Source organism: Kribbella sp. CA-253562 (assembly GCF_050942265.1).
In the GTDB taxonomy this organism is placed as follows: Bacteria; Actinomycetota; Actinomycetes; order Propionibacteriales; family Kribbellaceae; genus Kribbella.
In genome coordinates this window covers 4,073,371-4,094,364 of record NZ_CP192049.1, presented here as the reverse complement: position 1 = coordinate 4,094,364, position 20,994 = coordinate 4,073,371, and the positions used below count along the sequence as shown (strand labels likewise).

Below are 20,994 nucleotides of genomic sequence, written 5' to 3'. Positions count from 1 at the left end.
TCTGTACCTCCTGGTGGAATGCTGCTACGGTCGCCAGTGATCCAGGCCACCCCTTGCCCCCGCGTGCCCTGAAGGAGGTACCCGATGTCGCGATCCTTGCCGCGGCTCGTGCCACGCACCACCGCCGGCCGCCGTACCAGGCGTCGCTCCCGGCGCTCCGCGTTGCTCGCCGCCGGGCTGTCCGTGAGCCTGGTGCTGTCGGGCTGCTCGGCGCTCGAGAGCGACAGCGTGGCCGGTGACTTCCCGTCCCGCAACCTCGAGATCATGGTGCCCGCCGCGCCCGGCGGCGGCTGGGACCTGACCGCCCGGCAGTTCCAGCACGTCGTCCAGGAGGACGACGTGCTGCCCGGCCGCGCCACGTCGGTGGTCAACGTGACCGGTGCCGGCGGCGCCGTCGGCGTGTCCAGGCTGGTCACCAAGAGCCGCAAGGACCCGCACAACCTGATGGTCACCGGCCTGGTCATGGTCGGGGCGCTGACCCTGAACCAGTCCAAGATCACGCTCTCCGACACGACCCCGATCGCGACCCTCACCGCCGAGCAGGAGGTGTTCGTGGTCAAGGCCGACTCGCCGCTGAAGTCGCTGAAGGACCTGGTCGCCAAGTACCAGGCCGATCCGGCGTCGGTCAGCTGGGGCGGCGGCACGATCGGTGGTACGGACCACATCGCCGCGGGGGTCCTGGTGAAGACCGCCGGCGCGGATCCGTCGAAGGTGAAGTACATCAGCTACTCCGGCGGTGGCGAGGCGACCGCCGCGATCCTGTCCGGCGATGTCACCGTCGGCATCTCCGGGCTGAGCGAGTTCGAGGAGCAGATCACCGCCGGCAAGATGCGGGTGCTCGCGACGACCGGGACCGAGCCGATGACGGTGGCCGGCAAGCAGCTGCCGACGCTGAAGTCGGAGGGCTACGACACCGAGGTGCTGAACTGGCGCGCGATCGTCGCACCGCCGGACATCCCGGAGGCCGACCGGCAACGGCTGATCGAGTTCGTCACCAAGGTCAACAACTCACCCGAGTGGGCCGAGATCCGCGAGAAGCAGGGCTGGACCGACTTCTTCAAGACCGGCGACGAGGCGACGAAGTTCATCGCCGACGAGACCACCCGGGTCGAGGGACTGCTGCAGGAACTGGGGATCGTATGAGCACCGACGCAACCGAACCGGCGCGGCCGGCAACCCCCGCCTCGGCGACGACCGACCCGGGCGCCACTCCGAGCCCGGGCGCAACCGCGGCGGACGCCGTCGCCGGGGAACCGGTTCGCACCGCCGATGTCGAGGTCGAGGCGTCCCGGCTGGTCCGGATCATCGCCGCGGTTGTGCTTGTCGTACTGAGCTCCACCTTCCTGATCGGCGTCTTCGACATCCGCAGCCCGAAGGGCCTGGACCCGCAAGGCCCCAGGTTCTTCCCCCTGCTCGTCACGTCCGCGTGGCTCCTGCTGTCGCTCGGCTACCTGGTCGAAGGGCTGCGCTCTCCCCGCCATACGGCACAGACCGAGCCCGCTGAGACCGGCGGCGGAATCGCCGAGCGGAGCTGGTTCGAGCCGGTGGCGATCTCCGCGCTGCTCGTGCTGTACGCGTTCCTCGTCGTACCGCTGGGCTATCTGATCGCGACCGCGCTGCTCTTCTTCGCCGCGGCCCGGGTGCTCGGCAGCCGGCAGCTCGTCCGCGACATCGTCGTGGCCGTCGTCCTCGCGGTCGTCGTCTACATCGCCTTCACCCAGTTCCTCGACATCTCGCTGCCGGAAGGGGTGCTCGGCCTGTGATCCCACTTGCCGTCTTCGGCGACCTGATGCACGGGTTCGGCACCGTGCTCGACCCGATGAACCTGCTCTGGGCCGTGCTCGGCGTGACGCTGGGCATGCTGGTCGGCATCCTGCCCGGCATCGGCCCGGCGCTGACCATCGCGCTGCTGCTGCCGATCACCTTCAACTTCTCCGACCCGATCGGCGCGTTCATCATGTTCGCCGGGATCTACTACGGCGCGATGTACGGCGGGTCGACCACCTCGATCCTGATCAACACCCCCGGCGAGTCCGCCTCGGTGGCGACCGCGATCGAGGGCCACAAGATGGCGCTCAAGGGCCGGGCCCGAGCCGCGCTGGCCACAGCCGCGATCGGTTCGTTCGTGGCCGGCACGATCTCGACCGTGCTGCTGACGTTCGTGGCCAAACCGATCGGCAGCCTGGCCAGCAACTTCCAGGCCACCGACTACTTCGCGATCACATTGCTGGCGATGGTCGCGGTGACCGCGCTGGTCGGGCATTCGCTCGTCCGCGGACTGCTCTCGCTCACGGTCGGCCTGTTCATCGGATTGATCGGACTCGACAGCCTGTCCGGCGCGCAGCGCTACACCTTCGGCACGCTGCGGCTGCTCGACGGCGTGGACGTGGTGATCGTGATCGTCGGGTTGTTCGCGATCGGCGAGACCCTGCACGTCGCGTCGAAGCTGCGCAGTACGCCGGACCGGCCGGCCGTCCTGGAGAAAGGGCAGCTGCGGACCGGCTACCTGAACAGGGCCGACTGGTCGCGGTCGTGGGCGCCCTGGTTGCGCGGGACCGCGCTGGGCTTCCCGTTCGGGGCGATCCCGTCGGGCGGCGCCGAGGTACCGACGTTCCTGTCGTACACGATCGAGAAGCGGCGGGCCCGGAAACGAGCCCGGCGGGCGGGACGTCAGCACCCGGACGAGTTCGGCGACGGCGCGATCGAGGGCGTGGCCGGGCCCGAGGCGGCCAACAACGCGTCGTTCTCCGGGGTCCTGGTGCCGCTGCTCACGCTCGGCCTGCCGACGTCGGCGACCGCGGCCGTGATGCTGGCGGCGTTCCAGATCTTCAACGTGCAGCCCGGGCCGCAGCTGTTCGAGGACCAGGGCACGCTGGTCTGGACGCTCATCGCGTCACTGTACGTCGGCAACCTGATCCTGCTGATCATGAACCTGCCGCTGATCCAGATCTGGGTCCAGGTACTCAAGGTCCCCCGGCCGCTGCTGTACGCCGGGATCCTGGTCTTCGCCTGCCTCGGCGTGTACTCGCTGTCCGGCTCGGGCTACGAGGTGCTGATGGCGCTGCTGATCGGGGTGATCGGGTTCTTCATGCGCAAGCTGGACTTCCCGATCGCGCCGGTGATCCTCGGCGTCATCCTCGGCCCGACGATGGAGGAGCAGTTCCGGCGGGCGCTGGTGATCTCCAACGGCGACGCGAGCGTGTTCTTCACCCGGCCGCTCAGCCTGATCATCATCGTGCTGACCGTGCTCGCACTGTTCGTCCCGTACCTGCCGCGGCTGGTCGCCCGCGTCCGCGGCACCCAGCCCACCCGCGACCGCCTCACCTTCGGCGAGGACGACTGACCCCGGACGTGCACCACCCACCAACCGCCGTTTCCGGCGGCCCCGGCGGCCCAGCTGAGCGTGACGCGCCGGATCCGCGGGCGCTTGGTGGGTGGTGCAGGTCCGACCTGATGGGAGAGTGTGAGTTGTGAAGATCCTCGTCGGCTACGTGCCCACCCCCGAAGGAGAGGCCGCGCTGACCGCGGCCGCCGCCGAAGCCGAGCTGCGCGGGGCGCAGGTGCTGCTGCTGAACACCAGCCGCGGCGACGCCTACATCGACAGCCGCTACGCCAACGCCGACGAACTCGCCGCCGCCGAGGCGAAGCTGCGCGCGCTCGGCGTCGAGGTCACCATCCAGCAGGCCGTCGGCACCGGCGACGTCGCCGCCGAACTGCTCAAGGCAGCCGCCGCCGACGACGTCTCGCTGATCGTGCTGGGCCTGCGCCGGCGAAGCCCGGTCGGCAAGCTGATCCTCGGCAGCACGGCCCAGCGGGTCCTGCTGGAGTCTCCGGTGCCGGTCCTCGCGGTGAAGGTCCCCAGCACCCGGGACTGACTCAGTCGCGCTGCTGGATGCGGACGATGTTGCCGGCCGGGTCGCGGAAGGCGCAGTCGCGGACGCCGTACGGCTGGTCCATGAGCTCTTGAACGACGTCCGCCCCGGCGCCGCGAATCTGCTCGTAGGTCTTGTCGAGGTCGTCGGCGGCGAACACCAGCATGTAGCCGCCCTTGGCGATCAGCTGTTCGAGCACCTTGCGCTCGTCGTCGGTGAGGTCGGCGGCTTCCGGCGGGGTCAGCACGATCGAGGTGCCGGGCTGGTCGGCCGGGCCGACGGTGATCCAGCGCATCCGGTCGGCGCCGACGTCCTTGCGGACCTCGAAGCCGAGAACGTCGCGGTAGAAGGCCAACGAGGCGTCGGCGTCGGTGTGCGGGAGGAAGGTCCAGTGGATTGTCAGGTTCATGACCGGAACGTTAGGTCCGCGGTCCGCCGGGGGCTTCTCGATTCCTGATCGATTGCCCGGAGGGTAATCCGGGTGAGTGATTGGAGTGGGGCATCTAAACTGATCGGTGCCATGCCTGATGCCCGGACCGAGTCCTCCAGTCCCACCCCAGCCACCGGTCCCGTCCAGGACCCCGCGAACGCGACCCCCAGCCGCCGTCCCCGCCGTCGCGGCGGAAAGCGCGGCCGTCCGGCCGGCGACACGACCAGCACGGACGCCCAGCCGACTGCCGGCCCGACGTCCGGCTCCACCGATCGGCGGCCCCGCAAGGCTGAGGTCGATGTCGAGGGCGGCCCGAGCGTGGCTGACTTGCTTCCTCGGCTGGAAGGCCTGACGGTTCACGACCGGGAACAGCTCGGGCGGCGGCTGGAGCGGGTGCGCACGACGCGGGAGCCGGCCAAGCGGGCGCAGGCGCTGCAAGGCATGCTCGGCGCGATCGAGCAGGCCGAGCGGCGGGTCGAGCTACGCCGGCTCGCCGTACCGGAGATCACCTATCCCGAAGAGCTGCCGGTCAGTCAGCTCAAGGACGACATCGCGGCGGCGATCCGGGACCATCAGGTCGTCGTGATCGCGGGTGAGACCGGGTCGGGCAAGACCACGCAGATCCCGAAGATCTGCCTGGAGCTCGGCCGTGGCGTCCAGGGCCTGATCGGGCACACGCAGCCCCGGCGGCTCGCGGCCCGGACCGTCGCGGAGCGGATCGCCGAGGAGCTCGACACCGAGCTCGGCGACACCATCGGGTACGCCGTGCGCTTCACCGACAAGGTCAGCGATCGCTCGCTGGTCAAGCTGATGACCGACGGCATCCTGCTCAACGAGCTGCAGCGCGACCGTGACCTGAGCCGGTACGACACGCTGATCATCGACGAGGCGCACGAGCGCAGCCTCAACATCGACTTCATCCTCGGCTATCTCAGGCAGCTGCTCCCCCGCCGGCCCGACCTGAAGGTGATCATCACCTCGGCGACCATCGACCCGGAGCGGTTCGCCGAGCACTTCGCCGACGCGAACGGCGTACCGGCCCCGATCGTCGAGGTCTCGGGCCGGACCTACCCGGTCGAGGTCCGTTATCGCCCGGTCAACGACCCCGAGGACCCGAGCACGCTGGAGCGGGACCAGACCCAGGCCATCCTGGACGCGGTCGACGAGCTGTCGGTCGAGGCACCGGGCGACATCCTGATCTTCCTCAGCGGCGAGCGGGAGATCCGTGACACCGCCGACGCGCTGAACGACAAGTTCGCCGCGCAACGCGGCCGGCCCGGTTCGTCGGTCGAGGTGCTCCCCCTCTACGCCCGCCTGTCGAACGCCGAGCAGCACCGCGTCTTCCAGCCGCACGGCAGCAGCCGCCGGATCGTGCTCGCGACCAACGTCGCCGAGACCTCGCTGACCGTGCCGGGCATCAAGTACGTGATCGACCCCGGCACCGCCCGGATCTCGCGCTACAGCCATCGCACCAAGGTCCAGCACCTGCCGATCGAGGCGATCTCGCAGGCCAGCGCGAACCAGCGCAAGGGCCGCTCCGGCCGGACCAGCGACGGCATCTGCATCCGGCTGTACTCCGAGGAACACTTCGAGAACCGCCCGGAGTTCACCGATCCCGAGATCCTGCGCACCAACCTCGCCTCGGTGATCCTGCAGATGACCGCGATCGGGCTCGGCGACATCGCGGCGTTCCCGTTCATCGACGAGCCGGACAAGCGCAGCATCACCGACGGCCTGCAGTTGCTCACCGAGCTCGGGGCGATCGAGCCGGCCAAGGCCGGCGAGCGACATCGCCGGCTGACCCCGATCGGCCGTCAGCTCGCGCAGATCCCGCTGGATCCGCGCCTGGCCCGGATGATCGTCGAGGCGGACAAGCACGCGTGCGTGCGCGAGGTGATGGTGATCGCCGCGGCGCTGTCGATCCAGGACCCGCGCGAGCGCCCGACCGACGCGGAGGCCCAGGCCACCCAGGCGCACGCCCGGTTCCGCGACCCGAACAGCGACTTCCTCGGCTACCTGAACCTGTGGGCGTACCTCAAGAAGCAGCAAAAGGAGCTGTCCGGCAACCAGTTCCGCCGGATGTGCCGCAGCGAGTACCTCAACTACCTGCGCGTCCGCGAGTGGCAGGACATCTTCGCGCAGCTGCGCCAGGTCGCCACCCAGATCGGCGTCACGCTGAACAGCGGCGAACCGGCCGACCCGCAGAGCGTGCACATCTCGCTGATGTCCGGCCTGCTGTCGCACCTGGGCATGAAGGACCCGGCCAACCAGCACCAGTACCTGGGGGCCCGGGGCACCAAGTTCGCGATCTTCCCCGGTTCGGGGCTGTTCAAGAAGCCGCCGCAGTTCGTGATGGCCGCCGAGCTGGTCGAGACGTCGCGACTCTGGGCCCGGGTGAACGCGAAGATCGAGCCCGAGTGGGCCGAGGACATCGCTCAGCACCTGATCAAGCGCAGCTACTCCGAGCCGCACTGGGAACGCAAGGCCGGCGCGGTGATGGCCTACGAGAAGGTCACCCTGTACGGCGTACCGATCGTTGCCCGCCGCAAGATCAACTACGGCTCGGTCGACCCGGAGGTCTCCCGCGAGCTGTTCATCCGCAACGCGCTGGTCGAGGGTGACTGGGACACCCACCACAAGTTCTTCCACGCCAACCGCCAGCTGCTCGACGAGGTCGAGGAGCTGGAGGAACGGACCCGGCGCCGGGATCTGCGCGTCGACGACGAGACGCTGTTCGCCTTCTACGACGAGCGGCTCGGCCCCGAGGTCGTCACCGGGCGGCACTTCGACACCTGGTGGAAGAAGGCGCGCCAGCGCGATCCCGACCTGCTCGACTTCGAGCGGTCGCTGGTGGTCCGCGAGGGCGCCGAGGTGCGCGAGGAGGAGTTCCCGCTCACCTGGTCGCAGAACGGTATGACCTTCGACCTGACCTACGCCTTCGAGCCGGGCACCGACGCGGACGGCGTGACCGTGCACCTGCCGCTGCTCGTGCTCAACCAGGTCAGCGCCGACGGGTTCGAGTGGAGCGTTCCCGGCTTCCGCGAGGAACTGGTGACCACGCTGATCAAGTCGTTGCCGAAGGCGATCAGGCGCAACATCGTGCCGGCCCCGGACCACGCGCGCCAGGTGCTGCCCCACCTCGACCCGTCGTCCGGTCCGCTGACCGACGCGCTGGCCCGCGAGCTGCGCAACCTGCGCGACGTCGTGATCGAGCCGTCGGACTGGGATTGGAGCCGCGTCCCGGAGCACCTGCGGATGACCTTCCGGGTCGTCGACGACAACGGCAAGACGGTGGCCGAAGGCAAGGACCTGGCCCGGTTGAAGGAGCGGCTGAAGCCGAAGACGACGGCCGCGATCTCCAAGGTCGCGTCCAAGGCGGTCAACGGGCTCGAGCGCGCCGGGCTGACCGACTGGACCATCGGTGACCTGCCGCGCAGCTTCTCCGAGCATCGCGCCGGGCTGACCGTCGCCGGCTATCCGGCGCTGGTCGACGAGGGCACGACGGTCGCCGTCCGGCTGCAGGAGACCGAGCGCGACCAGGCCGCCGCGATGTGGGCCGGCACGCGCAAGCTGCTCCTGCTGACCATGCCGTCGGTGGTCGACGTCGTCCAGAAGAACCTGACCAACCAGCAGAAGATGACGCTGCTGGCCGGACCGCACCGCAGTGTCGGCGATCTGCTGGACGACGCGATCTCGGCGGCGATCGACCAGTTGATGGCTGCCGCCGGGGGCCCCGCGTGGAACCTGACGGCGTTCTCGATCCTGCGCGACGCGGTCCGCTCGGACCTCGCCGACACCGTGCTGACGATCCTGCGACAGGTTGAGCAGGTGCTCGCGCACGCACGCACGGTCGACAAGCAGATCTCCCGGTCGTCGAGCCCGGCGCTGCTGGCCGCGCTCTCCGACGTCCGGGGTCAGCTCGAGGGCCTGGTGCACCGCGGCTTCATCACCGAGACCGGCGCGAAGCGGCTGCCCGACCTGATCCGCTACCTGCGCGGGATCGAGATGCGCCTCGACAAGATCGCCGCGAACGCGATGCGCGACCGGTCCGGGATGGCGATCGTGCAGCTGCTCACCGACGAGTACCAGAGCCGCCTGCGCGCCGTACCGGCCGGCAAGTATCCGAGCCCGGAGCTCCTCGAGGTCCGCTGGATGCTCGAGGAACTCCGGATCAGCCTGTTCGCTCAGACCATCGGTACGCCGTACCCGGTGTCGGACAAGCGCATCCGCAAGGCGCTGGCTACGGCGTGACCGGCTGGGACGCCTCGGGCATCGGGGCGTCCAGGAAGCCGAGCACCAGCTCGCGGAACAGGCCGGTGCGGGCCAGGCCGAAGAAGTGCGTGCTACCGGGCACGACGGCGAGCTGGTGCGGCGGCAGACCGACGAAGTCGGCGTTCACGTCGCCGCCGAGCAGCTGGTAGACCTTGACCGCGTGCTCGAGCGTGAGGCCGTCGTTGTCGCCGACGGTGATCAGGGTCGGCACGCTGATGCCGCGGATCTGCTCGTCGGTCCACTCCGGTACGCCCTGGTTGAAGGTGCCGAGCTTGTCGAGCAGCACCTGCAAGTGCTCCAGGTCGGGGTGCGGCGACTTGGCCAGGTAGTCGGCCTCCATCGGCGTGCCGGCGATCATCTCGACCTTCATCTCACCGACCGCCGCGTTCTCCGGCCGGTCGCCTTCCTTCTGGAACGACGCCGACGAGATGATCGCCTTGCGGATCAGCTCCGGGTGGTCGATCACCAGGTGCTGCGCGACGCCGCCGCCGACGCTGAAGCCGAACACGTCCACCTGCGGTACGCCGAGGTGCTCGAGCAGGCCGACGACGTCCGAGGCGAGGTCGGGACAGGTCAGCAGCCGGTCGATGTCGTTGGTCCGGCCGTGGGCCTGGAAGTCGGTGGCGATCACCTGGCGGGTCGCGGCCAGGTGCGGCAGCAACTCGCCGAACTGCAGGTCGATGTTGAACAACCCGCCGTGCAGCAGCAGCAACGGCGTACCACCCTCGCCGTGGATCTCGTAGTACATCTCGAGCCCGTTCACGTGGGCGTAGCCGGTGGTCTTGTCGGTCACGACGTCACTCCCCTGGATCGGTGGGCCCCCAGTATCGGCTACCGGGGGCCCATCGGCACCGGTTACGGGTAGTTGGTGACGTAGCGCTGCTGGGTGGCGGCGTTGGCGGTGCCGCCGGTGTTGTTGATGACGTTGCTGATCGTGCCGACGCCGCCGAGTGAGACCGAGACCAGGCCGTGGAACCGGACGCCCGGGGTGTCCGGGACCTCGAAGGAGCGTGACACCACGATCGACGGGTTGGTGTTGAAGAACGAGTAGCTGCCGACGCCCCACGCCTCGTGGTTGGTGACGCCGTTCGCGACCTTGTACGCCGCCCAGCCCTGGGTGCCGGCGCCGCTGGACCAGCCGGCCTGGTTCGGGACGTCGTACGGGAACTCGTTCTGGAAGAAGTAGGTGCGGCCGTGGTTGCCGTTCCAGAGCACCTCGTACTGCTGGTAGTGCTCGACGAACAGGCCGTACATCGTCACGTTGTTGCCGTTGACGACGAGTCCGTTCGCGGCGGTGTTGACGTCCCAGCCGATGCCTTCACCGTGGTCGCCGCGCCACAGCCAGAGGTGGTCGCCGATCACGTTGTGGCTGTTCACCCGGACGCTGACGGTGGCCTTGCCGGCGTGCGCGCCGCCGATCCGGGCGTAGACGTCGTGCAGCGACGTCGGGTTGGCGGCGTGGTTGGCGTTCGAGCCGGCCGGACCGACCTCGATCAGGACCGGCGAGTTGACCGGGCCGGCGTCGACCAGGAAGCCGGCCAGCTTGACGCCGTCGACGTCCGCGACGGTGATCGCCGCCTGGCCGGTGTCGGGGATCAGGGTGGCCAGGCCCAGACCGAGTACGACGGTGTTGGGTTTGGTGACGCGGATCGCGTCGTTGAGGTGGTAGATGCCGGGCGTGAAGAGCAGGTGCTTGCCCTGGTCGAGCGCGGCGTTGATCGTGGCGACCGGGGCGCCGGGCTTGACCACGTAGAAGTCGGCCAGGCTGATCGACGTACCGGCGGCCGGGCCGTTCGACCAGCTGGTACCGGTCGTGTTGTTGCGCAGGGCCGGGACGAACACCTTGTAGTTGCCGTCGGCCCCGAAGTACAGGAACGGCTTCTCCCGGATCTGCGGGGTCTGGCCGACCACGGTGTGCGAAGGGTTCGGGAAGTTCTGCGGCGGGGCGCCGTTGACACCGACGAAGACCATGTTCCAGACCGAGCCGGCCCAGCCGTTGCCGAACTCGGAGTTGCGCGACAGCCACTGCTGCTGCGATCCGGAGACCACGCGGCCGTCGATCTTGGTGTCGGCGAACAGGCCGCCGCTGGCCCAGCCGTCACCGCCGTTCCACAGCTGGATCTCCGGTGCGCCCTTCAGGTGCATCCGGCGGTACGGCGCCGCCTGCGAGACGGCCCAGCGCTCGATCTGGCCGGGCGGCGTGGTGACGGCCAGGTTCTCGGCCGAGCGCCAGAAGTTCTGGGTGGCGTTGCCCAGGTTGTTCGGATTGTCGCCCTGCTGCAGCCAGTCGGCCTCGACCCGCACGTGGCCGTTGAGGTTGACGTCGTCCGGAGACAGGCCGAGTCCCGCGACCTGGGTGTAGAAGCCGAGGTTGACGTCGGCGGTGTAGGTGCCGGGCTTCCAGAGCGCGGCGTACCGCTGGGTGCCGAACTGGTTGGTGTGCATCTCGGCGGCGATCTGGTTGAGCTTGTTCTGCATCTCGGCCTGCGGGGTGCTCGGGCTGAAGACCGAGATGTTCGGGCCGAAGTCGGGGTTACGCGGGTCGGTGGGTGGGATTACGGGCCCGGAGCCTCCGTCGGTGCCGCGGACCGCGACCTCCCACAGCGAGTAGCCGTAGCCGGTCGCGCGCTGGGTGCCGGTGATCCGCAGGTAGCGGCCGGTGCCGGCGACGTCGAGCGTCTGGTTGCCGCCGGTGCTGGTGGTGGTCGCGTAGACCTGTGTCCAGCTGGAGGCGTTGTCGGACACCTCGATCCGGAAGGCCTTGCCGTACGCCGTCTCCCAGCTGAGGGCGACCTGGCAGATCGGCTTGCTCGATCCGAGATCGATCTGCAGCCACTGAGGATCGGAGAACGCGCTCCCCCAGCGGGTTCCGGGATTGCCGTCGACGGCGGCCGCGGCCGGGACGCCGCCGTTCTCGATGGACGACGCGGTGGCCGGGCGTCCCTGGGCGAGGTTCGCCGTACCGCAGGCGGCGTCCTGGTGGTCGACCGCCGCGTCGGCTTCACCAGAGACGACGAGGGCGGTGGCCAGCAGGAAGCCGGTGGTGACGAGCGCGAGTGACCGGCGCGGGAGCACCGGAGAGCGCGTGCTGAAGGACATGGGCGGGACCAATCAGACGAGGAACAGGGCGGGTGAGAGAGCGCTCTCTCAGAGAGTGACCGGGACTCGACCGGCTGTCAAGGGAACGTTCCCCGAGCGTGGTTCCGGAACTCGGCGGCGGCCGCTCAGGTGGTGGACGCGTCGCCGAGCAGGCCGCGCTGGTACGCGATCGCGACGGCCGCCGCTCGGTCCTTAGCGGCGAGCTTGGCGTAGATGTGCAGCAGATGCGTCTTGACCGTGGCCTCGGTGATGAACAGCCGGCCGGCGACCTCGCGGTTCGTGGTCCCGCGGGCGATCAGCGCCAGCACTTCGAGCTCGCGGGGACTCAACTTCTGGTGCTCCGGCGTCGCGGCCCGGCGGGTCAGCGCGCCGGCGACCGTCGGCGAGAGCACGCTCTCTCCGCGGGCCGTGGCTTTCACCGCGCGCCGCAGCTCGGTCCGTGGAGTGTCCTTCAGCAGATAGCCGGTCGCTCCCTCGTCGATCGCCGCGAGCACTTCGGCGTCGTCGTCGAAGGTCGTCAGTACGAGCACGCGCACGTCCGGCTGTTGTGCGCGCAGTGCGCGGATCAGGGCAGCGCCGCTCAGGCCGGGCATGCGCAGGTCGAGCAGTACGACGTCCGGCGCGAGCCGCCCGGCCAGCGCCAGAGCCTCCGAGCCGTTCCCCGCTTCGCCGACCACCTCGAAGTCGGCGTCGGCCTCGAAGATCCCGCGCAGCCCGTCGCGCACGACCGGATGGTCGTCGACGATCACCAGCCGGATCACTCCCGCACCTCCGAGACCGGCGGGATCACCGGAATCGTCGCGGAGATCGCCGTACCGCGGCCCGGTGCGGATTCGACGACCAGGGATCCCGCCAACCGTGCCACCCGCTGCCGCATCACCACCAAGCCGAAGGACCCGGTTCCACCGTCGGATCGTGGCACGAAGCCCCGGCCGTCGTCATGGATGTCCAGGGCAACTACATCGTCCAGGTAGGTGAGCGTGACAACCACCTGCGTCGCGGCGGCGTGCTTGGTGACGTTGGCCAGCGCCTCCTGGGCGACGCGCAGCAGTGTCGCCTCGACCTCGGGATGCAGGGCCAGCGGATCACCCGTCACGGTGACGGTGGCAGGCACTCCCCCGGCGGTCGACCAGTCGGCGGCGACCTTCTCCAGCGCACTGGTGAGATCGCTGTCCTGCAAGGGACCCGGGCGCAGCGCGTGGATCGATCGGCGCGCCTCGGCGAGGCTCTCGCGGGCGAGACCGCCGATGGCCGTCAGGCGGGTCCGGGCCGTCGCGGGATCGTCCTCGGCGGCTTCGGCCTGGGTGACGATGCCGGTCAGGCCCTGCGCGATCGTGTCGTGGATCTCGCGCGCCAGCCGCTGACGTTCGCCGAGCACTCCCGCCTCGCGAGCGCTGGTGAGCAGGCGCGCCTGGAGCTCGGCGTTCTGCTCGGCCAGGGCGGCGAGCTCGGCGCTGGTCCGGCGCAGGTCGGCGATGAGTTGCCGCCGCTGCTCGGACTGGTTGGCGATCGTGGTGAACAGCAGCCCGGTCGCGGAGGCGATCAGTACCGCGACGAGGAACGACGCGATCAGGTCGCCGGTGCTCTGGCCCGATCGCGGCCGAGCCAGCACCAGCACGGCGGCGGTCGCGGCGACACCGGCGTACGCGAGCTTGCCCGGGAGGATCGTGAAGATCTGCAGGAACAGGCCGACACCTGTCACGGAGAACAGCGAGTCGGCATGAACCAGTACGCCGAGCATCGCGAGCATGCCCACCAGATAGACGATCGCCAGCGGCAGACGTCCCTGAAGGCGCTCCGGGCGGTAGAGCAACGCCATCCAGACAAGGGCGAGCAGGCTGACGATCAGCACCATCGGGCGCCAGTTGCCGAGCAGCGCGAAGGTCGCGGGCAGTAACAGGAACAGATACGGCAGAACGGGGAGAGCGCGCTCCCACACCGGTACGTCGCCGACTTCGACTCGCAGCTGAGCGTCGGTCGGCTTGCTCATGCGCGGAAGACCCGGGCCGCGAGTGCGGTCGTCGTCACGCTGATGGCCGCCATGACGATCAGGGTAGTGGCGGACAGCGGCTGTCCGGACCAGCCGGCGCGGATCGTCTCGACCACCGGCGCCATCGGGGTCCAGTCGCCGATCGTGCGCAGCGCGCCCGAGGTCAGTTCGCGCGGGATCATCGCGCCGGACACGAACACCATCGGGAAGAACAGGCCGAGCCCGAGCAACGTCGCGCTGCGGTTGTTCGGGACCAGTGCCCCGATCAGCAGACCGATGCCGCCGAGACTCGTCGCGCCGAGCAGCCAGGCGAGCAGCACGTTCGCGGCGTTCGCCGGTGCGGCCAGGTCGAAGGCGAGGGCGCCGATCGCCACCAGCACTGCCGTACCGCCAGCCGCCAGGACCAGATGGGCGATCCACTGCGCGCCGAGCAGCAGACCGGGCGCGGCCGGGGTCGCACGCAGGCGCTTGAGGATCCCGCGCTCCCGGTACTGCGCGATCGTGCTGGGCAGGACCACCAGCGCGGCGAGGCCGATCACGAACACGGTCAGCATCGGCACGTTCGCGTCGATGTCGCGCACCCCACCCGGCAACGAGTCCGAGCTGCGCATCTTCACCCAGAGCAGCACCGCCGGGAACGCCAGCGCGAAGAACGCCGACGAGGGATCCCGGACGATCAGCCGAAGCTCGACGACAACAACCTGCAGCAGGCCTTTCATGACAACTCCGCTCCGGAGAGCGTCAAGTACGCGCTCTCCAGGGAATCGGTGGCGGTCCGCGCGATCAGCTCGGCGGGAGTACCACCGGCGACGACGCGGCCGTCGGCGATCACCAGGACCTGGTCGCAGAGCGCCTCGGCCTCGTCCATGAAGTGCGTCACCAGTACGACGGTGAGTCCGCGTTCCCGCAGCGCCTTGAGCATCGTCCAGGTGGTCCGTCGGGCAACCGGATCGAGCCCTGTGGTCAGCTCGTCCAGGAACACGATCTCCGGATCGCCCACCAGCGCGAGCGCGACGAGCAGCCGCTGCTTCCAACCCCCGGACAGGCTTCCGAATCTGACCCGCTGCTTGTCCGTCAGGTCCCAGTCGGCCATCACCGTTCGCCAGTCGCCGCGGTCGTACAGGGCGGCGTACAGGCGGAAGGCTTCGCCCACCTTCAGGGCATCGGGCAGCGCGGACTCCTGCAACTGGACGCCGATCCGTTGCTGGAGCTGACGCCGCTGGGTCCACGGATCCATGCCCAGCACCCGCACGTCGCCGCCGTCGCGAGAGCGCAGCCCGGACATGCACTCGACGAGCGTCGTCTTGCCGGCTCCGTTGGCGCCGGCGACACCGACGATCTGACCGCGCTGTACCCGGAGCGAGATACCGTCCACCGCGGTTTTCGACTTGTAGTTCTTCCTGAGCTTCTCGACCTCGATCACTGTCATGCTTCGAGGCTCCCGTCCGGCGGCCGGCGCGGCATCAACCGATCGGTGGAGTCGGCGTCAGGGGACGAAGGCGCGCTGGGCCTGGTGACGGAACGTCCGCGGCGAGACCTGGTGGGCGGCGGTGAAGCGGCGGGTGAAGTACGACTGGCTGCTGAAGCCGCAGCGGCGCGCGATCTCGGCGATCGGCGCAGTGGTTGCTGCTAGCAACGATGCCGCCTGCTCGAGGCGAAGGTCGGTGACGTACTCGGTCGGAGTGGTGCCGTAGGCGGCGCGCAGGGAGCGGGACAGATGGGCGGCACTGACGCCGGCTAGTTCCAGCAGGCGCGGTACGCCGCCGCGCAGGTTCTCCTCGGCGCGCATCGCCGTACAGGCTGCGGTCAGCCAGGCGGGCGCCGTGGCGCCGGCGCGGGCCGGGAGTTCCTCCGGTGAGACGAGCGGCAGCAGGTCGATCCAGAACCGGAGCAGGTCGTACTGGGCGGGCTCGGCCTGGAAACGGGAGAGCGCGTTCTCGAAGATCTCGATCGCGGCCGCCGGGTCGTGCGGGCGCAACGTCACCGGTTGACGGGCGGCATCCCAGCTGCCGGTCGGGTTGGTCCTGGTCAGGTTGAGAAAGCCCTGCCACGCCGAGCTCGGGAACGCGACGTTGACGAACTCCAGACCGTCCGGCGCGCCGCCGCGGATCGCGTGCCGGTCGCGCGGCCGCACGAGCACGACGTCGCCGGCGTCCAACGGGAGCGTGCCGGTCGACAGTAGGTGCTCGCCGTCGCCGGAGACGACTCCCATCAACTCGTGGAAGTCGGCGTGCGTGTGCAGCTCGGAGTCACGGGCCCGCGCGGCGAACCGCACCCGCGCCGCGTGGTACGGCCGGCCGAGCGCCGACCACTCGAACCGCAGGACCTGACTCACCTCAAGAGAGTACAAGTTCTCGTCAGCGCACTGCTAGCGCTCGGCACTGCGGCCACGGACGATCGGAGCACGACGAACAGAAGGAGCACGCGATGACTTCCGTGGCGGACAACGAGATCGGTGCGCAAGCGGTCGCGGCGTACCAGCGGGACGGGTACGTGGTGTTCCGGAACGTGCTCGACGCCGAGCTGATCAAGGAAGTGAACGACCACGTCGACTGGCTGCAGGCCAGGCATCCCGACGTACGGCCGGAGCAGCTCGGGCACGTGTTCCTGCGCGACGACCCGTTCTGGATCCGGCTGGTCAGCGATCCGCGGCTGCTGGAGATCGCCGCGCTGTTCGTCGGACCGGATCTGGCGTTGTTCGCGTCGCACTACATCTCGAAGCCGCCGTACTCGGGTCAGCCGGTGCTCTGGCACCAGGACGCGGCGTTCTGGCCGCTGGACCCGATGAGCGTGGTGACGTTGTGGCTCGCGGTCGATCACTCGACGCCGCGCAACGGGTGCGTGCGGGTGATCCCTGGAAGTCACCGCTCGCCGGTGGCGGCGATGCGCGACATCACGACCGTGGAAAGCGTGCTGGGCAAGGAGATCGCGGTCGAGGTGAACGAGTCGCAGGCGGTGGACATCGTGCTCGCCCCCGGCGACGTCGAGGTGCACCACCCGAACATCGTGCACGGCAGCAACGCCAACACCTCGCCGGACCGGCGGTGCGGACTGACGATCCGCTACATCCCGACCTCGACCCGGATCACCGATCCGGAGGTCCCGTACCCGAGCGCTTTCCACCTGCAGGGCTCCCCCGGCGTCAACAGCTACCAGCCCCGCCCTCGGTACGTCGAAGGCCGCCACTATCCCTTCGCCGGTCGCTCGGAGTGGATCTGAGCCGCTGCCTCGTCCGCGGTCGCCGCTGGCATGATGGCGACCGTGCCCACCGACGCCCTGACCAAGATTGCCGACGCGTTGCGGGCCTGGCTCGAGCCGGACGGCGTCGCGTACGTCCGCGGAAACACCGGCGGGTTCACGATCGACGACGGTGAGGTCACGGTCGAGGTGATGGTGGACGGCACCCGCGTGGCGGCGCGCAAGAGCGTGCGCGGCGAAGACCGCGGCGTGATGATGGCGTCCGGCGATCCCGCGGATGTGGACCGCTTCCTGACGATGACGTTCGCGAGCGGAGTGCGAGCGGGGCGTGGACTGGCTCGGCTGCGTCCGCTCAGGCCGTCGGGCGGCCCGCCGGGCAGCATCGCGCCCGGGTTCGTGCTGGTCGGTGACCTCGACCGCGGATTCGAGCTGGTCTCGCACGGAACCGACGGCGAACGGCGGCGCTACTTCGCGAGCGACATCGAGGCCGGCCGTTTCTCGTACTATGCGCAACTCGACGCTGGTGACCTTCGTCGACGGGTGGTGCGTGCGTCGGACGACCTGCTCGCCCAAGACGTCGAAGCCTGAGGCGGCCGGTGGCCCGCTCATCCCTGCTGAAATCGAGGAGACGTTCGTGCTGGAGTCCGTAACCGCCGGGTTCATCCGGTCTGCCACGCAGTTGCCGCCGGAGGTCTTGGCGCGGGTGGTCGACGAGGCGCTGGCGCGCTGGCGGCATGGTGGCCGGGAGGCGAGCAAGGCCACGAAGATCCTGTCGGCGTCGGAGTTCTCCGCGATCGATCACGCGGTCAGGTCCGCGCTGCTGCCGCGGGCGGCGGAGCTCAACTCGTTCCGCGAGCAGTTGCACTCCGACGCGATCGGTACGACGGAGATCGCGGCGCGGGCCGTGCTGAAACGGGCGCGCATCGCGGACGAGCACCTCCGCGTGCTGGTCGAGCCGTTCAGGGCCGTTGGAGTAGCGGTGCCACCGCAGGAGGTCTAGCCGCTCGGCCAACAACGGCGAAGCGGCCGGCGTCCGCGAGGACGCCGGCCGGCTCGAAGGTCGGTGCGGCCCGCTCAGCCGCGCTGGAGCAGCGCTATTCCAGGCAGATCCGGAACGGGTGCCCGGCCGGGTCGGCGTACACGCGCCAGCCGCGCTCGTTCTCCGCGGGCGGGGCGTCCACCGGGTCGAGCGGCTCGGCGCCGAGCGCGACGACGGCCGCGTGCCCGCTGGACAGGTCCTCGACGATCAGGTCGAGGTGGAGCTCCTGCGCTTCGGTTCCCGGCCAGGTGGCGGGGACGTAGTCCTCCGAGCGCCGGAAGGAAAGCGTCGGGAAACCCAGCGTCGACCCCGGCGCGCTGAGGCTGCGCCAGTCGTCGTCACCGTGCTCGTCGATCTCCAGACCGAACAGCGTCGAGTAGAACCGGGCGAGCTCGAGTGGGTCCGGGCAGTCCAGCACCACCGAGCCGAGCCGCCCGGCGGTACTGCCCGGCTGCTCTGCCACCTGCGTCATCTGTCCTCCAGCTTCCTTGTCAGGAGTCGGGCCGTCCTGGTCAGAAGGCCCGGCCAACCATGACAGGTCCACCACCTCTCGCGCACCTTTCGACACGCACGGTTGACGCGTCAGACGGACCGGTGCTCACAAGACGAGGCCCCAGGGAACCTGGCAGAGTGCCGCCATGACCGTGCCGCCGCCCACGTTCGTCAAGCATCGGCTCGACGCTCCGCCAGGGTTCTTCGCAGTCGAGGCCGCCGGGCTGCGTTGGTTGCGAGTACCCGGTGGGGTGCAGGTCGTGCCACCACTCGACGTCACCCCCACCAGCCTCACCACTCCGCACCTGGACACCGTGCCACCGACCGGCTCCGCAGCCGACGAGTTCGGCCGGCTGCTGGCCGTCACGCACGACGCGGGCGCCCGCTGGTACGGCGTACCGCCGGACGGCTGGCAGACCGACGGCTTCATCGGCACCATCGAACTGCCGCACAGCCTGCAGCCACTGGACGCGTGGGGAGCGTTCTACGCCAACCTGCGGCTCCGCCCGTACCTGCGCGCGGCGTACGACGCCGGCACGATCGACAGTCATCACCTGAAGGTGTTCGAGCGGCTCTGCCACAAGCTGGAGGGCGGCGCGTACGACGACCCGGCGGAGCGGCCCTGCCGGTTGCACGGCGACCTGTGGTCCGGCAACGTCGTCTGGTGCCCGGACGGCGTTCACCTGATCGACCCGGCCGCGCACGGCGGCCACCGGGAGACGGACCTCGCCATGCTCGGCCTGTTCGGCATGCCGCAACTGGAGCGCGTACTGCGCGCCTACAACGAGGCACACCCGCTCTCCGACGGCTGGCGGGAGCGGGTCGCTCTGCACCGGCTGCACCCGCTGCTGACCCACCTGGTGATGTTCGGCGCCGCCTACGTGCCTCGTGCGCTGGCGGTCGCGCACCACTACTAACGCAGAGAGTCGTCCGAAATCTTGACTCGGGCTGTGAGCGGACGAACACTTCCGGTCATGACACGACTCGTCCGCCCCCGTCGTCAGGTCGTCCTGGCCGGTCTCGCCGCAGCCGCCCTGCTGGCGTCTCCACTCCTCGCCACCTCTCCAGCCGCCGCCGAGCCTGCAGAGCAGCAGCCTGCTGCGAGCACCGCTCCGGCCCTGATCCCCAAGCCCGCCAACCAGCAGGCCCTGCCCGGCCAGACGTTCACCCTGCAGCCCTGGAGCCTGATCGGCCTGGAGTCGAGCGCCAAGGAGAGCCGCGCGGCCCGCAAGGTCGCCGACGGGCTCGCCGGGCAGCTCCGCCGCTCCACCGGTTACCCACTTCGGGTCATTCCGGCCCTACCCGGCCTGGTCGACGTGAGGCTGTCCACGAACGGCCCGGCGTCGCTCGGCGCAGAGGGCTACCAGCTGCGCGCAGACCGCTCGACCCTGAGCGTTGTCGCGGCCACGCCGGAAGGCCTGTTCCGCGGCGTGACCACACTGCGGCAGCTGCTGCCCGCCAAGGCCGAGGCCAAGACCCGCCAGGCGGGACCCTGGCGCATCAGCGGTACGGCGATCGCCGACTCGCCCCGCTATGGCTACCGCGGCGCCATGCTCGACGTGTCGCGGCACTTCTTCTCGGTCGCGGAGGTGAAGCGCTACATCGACCTGGCCTCGCTCTACAAGCTCAACAAGCTTCACCTGCACCTGTCCGACGACCAGGGCTGGCGGATCCAGGTGGACAGCTGGCCGCGCCTCACGACGTACGGCGGCAGTCTGGAGGTCGGCGGAACCCCCGGCGGCTCCTACAGCAAGGCCGAGTACGCCGAACTCGTCCAGTACGCCGCCGACCACTTCATGCAGGTCATCCCCGAGATCGACACCCCTGGTCACACCAACGCGGCCCTGGCGTCGTACGCCGAGCTGAACTGCGACGGCGTCGCTCCCCCGCTCTACACCGGCACCAGCGTCGGCTTCAGCTCGCTGTGCGTCGGCAAGGACCTCACCTACGACTTCCTGGGCGACGTCTTCCGCGAGGTGGCTCAGCAGAACCCGGGCGATGTCCTGCATCTCGGCGGCGACGAGGCACACTCCACGCCGCACTCCGACTACCTGACTTTCGTGCCGAAGGCGGCCGCGCTGGTCACCCAGCAGGGCAAGCGGGTGATGGGCTGGCAGGAGATCGCCGAGACACCGCTCCCGCCCGGCAGCATCGCGCAGTACTGGGGAACCGACGACGCCCGGTCCCGTGAGCTGGCCCGCAAGGCCGCGGCGCAGGGCGCCCAGGTGGTGCTGTCCCCGGCCAACCGGGCCTACCTGGACATGAAGTACAACGCCAGTACGCCGTACGGGCTGAGCTGGGCCGGGCTGGTCAGCGTACAGAAGTCGTACGACTGGAACCCGTCGACGTTGATCCCGGACCTTCCGGAGAGCGCGATCGCCGGCGTCGAGGCGCCGCTGTGGACCGAGACCCTGGACGACCTCGACAAGCTCGAGTTCATGGCGTTCCCGCGGCTGCCCGGCATCGCCGAGCTGGGCTGGTCCCCGGCGTCCGCGCTCGACTGGACGACGTACGCCGACCGGCTGGCCGGTCAGGGGTCGCGCTGGGACGTGCTCAGCGTGAACTTCTACCGCGCACCGGAGATCGCCTGGCGGTGATCGCC

19 protein-coding genes are annotated in these 20,994 nt (G+C 69.6%); 10 read left to right on the top strand and 9 right to left on the bottom strand.

The window, feature by feature from the left end:
* Positions 1-84: 84 nt before the first annotated feature.
* The 4 genes from ACQPXM_RS19400 to ACQPXM_RS19385 all read left to right on the top strand — a co-directional run bounded on the left by ACQPXM_RS19400 (position 85) and on the right by ACQPXM_RS19385 (position 3,875).
* Entirely contained in the window at positions 85-1,143 is a 1,059-nt protein-coding gene (locus ACQPXM_RS19400) for a Bug family tripartite tricarboxylate transporter substrate binding protein (RefSeq protein WP_432950549.1), read from the top strand.
* On the top strand, positions 1,140-1,763 hold the full coding sequence (locus ACQPXM_RS19395; RefSeq protein WP_432950547.1) for a tripartite tricarboxylate transporter TctB family protein: 624 nt from the start codon (positions 1,140-1,142) through the stop codon (positions 1,761-1,763). The genes ACQPXM_RS19400 and ACQPXM_RS19395 overlap by 4 nt, the downstream gene beginning before the upstream one ends.
* The gene (locus tag ACQPXM_RS19390) at positions 1,760-3,343 is read left to right on the top strand and encodes a tripartite tricarboxylate transporter permease (protein ID WP_432950545.1); all 1,584 of its coding nucleotides are present in this window, start codon (positions 1,760-1,762) and stop codon (positions 3,341-3,343) included. Before ACQPXM_RS19395 ends, ACQPXM_RS19390 begins: the two co-directional genes overlap by 4 nt.
* A 127-nt stretch (positions 3,344-3,470) precedes the next feature.
* The gene (locus tag ACQPXM_RS19385) at positions 3,471-3,875 is read left to right on the top strand and encodes a universal stress protein (protein ID WP_432950543.1); all 405 of its coding nucleotides are present in this window, start codon (positions 3,471-3,473) and stop codon (positions 3,873-3,875) included.
* 1 nt (position 3,876) lies between these two features.
* Here the strand turns inward: ACQPXM_RS19385 and ACQPXM_RS19380 are convergent, their stop codons facing one another.
* Entirely contained in the window at positions 3,877-4,281 is a 405-nt protein-coding gene (locus tag ACQPXM_RS19380) for a VOC family protein (protein WP_432950542.1), read from the bottom strand.
* A gap of 111 nt (positions 4,282-4,392) precedes the next feature.
* Between ACQPXM_RS19380 and hrpA the strand changes: the two genes are divergently transcribed.
* On the top strand, positions 4,393-8,553 hold the full coding sequence (gene hrpA, locus ACQPXM_RS19375; protein ID WP_432950540.1) for an ATP-dependent RNA helicase HrpA: 4,161 nt from the start codon (positions 4,393-4,395) through the stop codon (positions 8,551-8,553).
* On the opposite strand, the gene ACQPXM_RS19370 is transcribed toward hrpA, so the two are convergent.
* The 7 genes from ACQPXM_RS19370 to ACQPXM_RS19340 form a co-directional block, all read right to left on the bottom strand.
* Positions 8,543-9,367: an alpha/beta fold hydrolase gene (locus ACQPXM_RS19370; RefSeq protein WP_432950538.1), complete on the bottom strand. Its 825-nt coding sequence runs from the start codon at positions 9,365-9,367 to the stop codon at positions 8,543-8,545. The genes hrpA and ACQPXM_RS19370 overlap by 11 nt on opposite strands.
* A gap of 62 nt (positions 9,368-9,429) precedes the next feature.
* A complete protein-coding gene (locus tag ACQPXM_RS19365) occupies positions 9,430-11,673 on the bottom strand; it encodes a discoidin domain-containing protein (protein WP_432950536.1) in 2,244 nt (747 codons plus the stop codon).
* Positions 11,674-11,798: 125 nt separating this feature from the next.
* Positions 11,799-12,434, bottom strand: a complete 636-nt coding sequence (locus tag ACQPXM_RS19360) for a response regulator (RefSeq protein WP_432950534.1) — start codon at positions 12,432-12,434, stop codon at positions 11,799-11,801.
* Positions 12,431-13,663 carry a sensor histidine kinase gene (locus ACQPXM_RS19355; protein ID WP_432950532.1) on the bottom strand — a complete coding sequence of 411 codons (1,233 nt, stop codon included), beginning with the start codon at positions 13,661-13,663 and terminating at the stop codon, positions 12,431-12,433. The genes ACQPXM_RS19360 and ACQPXM_RS19355 overlap by 4 nt, the downstream gene beginning before the upstream one ends.
* Entirely contained in the window at positions 13,660-14,382 is a 723-nt protein-coding gene (locus ACQPXM_RS19350) for an ABC transporter permease (RefSeq protein WP_432950530.1), read from the bottom strand. Before ACQPXM_RS19350 ends, ACQPXM_RS19355 begins: the two co-directional genes overlap by 4 nt.
* A complete protein-coding gene (locus ACQPXM_RS19345) occupies positions 14,379-15,092 on the bottom strand; it encodes an ABC transporter ATP-binding protein (protein WP_432950528.1) in 714 nt (237 codons plus the stop codon). The genes ACQPXM_RS19350 and ACQPXM_RS19345 overlap by 4 nt, the downstream gene beginning before the upstream one ends.
* 57 nt (positions 15,093-15,149) lie before the next feature.
* Complete coding sequence (locus tag ACQPXM_RS19340; protein ID WP_432950526.1) at positions 15,150-15,998, bottom strand: AraC family transcriptional regulator; 849 nt, start codon at positions 15,996-15,998, stop codon at positions 15,150-15,152.
* Positions 15,999-16,090: 92 nt separating this feature from the next.
* On the opposite strand from ACQPXM_RS19340, the gene ACQPXM_RS19335 reads away from it, so the two are divergent.
* The 3 genes from ACQPXM_RS19335 to ACQPXM_RS19325 are packed head-to-tail and all read left to right on the top strand — an operon-like array spanning position 16,091 to position 17,861.
* The gene (locus ACQPXM_RS19335) at positions 16,091-16,882 is read left to right on the top strand and encodes a phytanoyl-CoA dioxygenase family protein (protein ID WP_432950524.1); all 792 of its coding nucleotides are present in this window, start codon (positions 16,091-16,093) and stop codon (positions 16,880-16,882) included.
* A gap of 42 nt (positions 16,883-16,924) precedes the next feature.
* A complete protein-coding gene (locus ACQPXM_RS19330; RefSeq protein WP_432950522.1) occupies positions 16,925-17,449 on the top strand; it encodes a hypothetical protein in 525 nt (174 codons plus the stop codon).
* A gap of 46 nt (positions 17,450-17,495) precedes the next feature.
* Positions 17,496-17,861 carry a hypothetical protein gene (locus ACQPXM_RS19325; protein WP_432950520.1) on the top strand — a complete coding sequence of 122 codons (366 nt, stop codon included), beginning with the start codon at positions 17,496-17,498 and terminating at the stop codon, positions 17,859-17,861.
* A gap of 94 nt (positions 17,862-17,955) precedes the next feature.
* Here the strand turns inward: ACQPXM_RS19325 and ACQPXM_RS19320 are convergent, their stop codons facing one another.
* A complete protein-coding gene (locus tag ACQPXM_RS19320; protein ID WP_077016388.1) occupies positions 17,956-18,372 on the bottom strand; it encodes a VOC family protein in 417 nt (138 codons plus the stop codon).
* 166 nt (positions 18,373-18,538) lie between these two features.
* Here ACQPXM_RS19320 and ACQPXM_RS19315 point away from each other — a divergent pair, with 166 nt between their 5' ends.
* Both ACQPXM_RS19315 and ACQPXM_RS19310 read left to right on the top strand, forming a co-directional pair.
* Positions 18,539-19,309, top strand: a complete 771-nt coding sequence (locus tag ACQPXM_RS19315; protein WP_432950518.1) for a fructosamine kinase family protein — start codon at positions 18,539-18,541, stop codon at positions 19,307-19,309.
* Positions 19,310-19,366: 57 nt separating this feature from the next.
* A complete protein-coding gene (locus tag ACQPXM_RS19310) occupies positions 19,367-20,989 on the top strand; it encodes a beta-N-acetylhexosaminidase (protein WP_432950516.1) in 1,623 nt (540 codons plus the stop codon).
* The last annotated feature ends 5 nt before the right edge of the window (positions 20,990-20,994 follow it).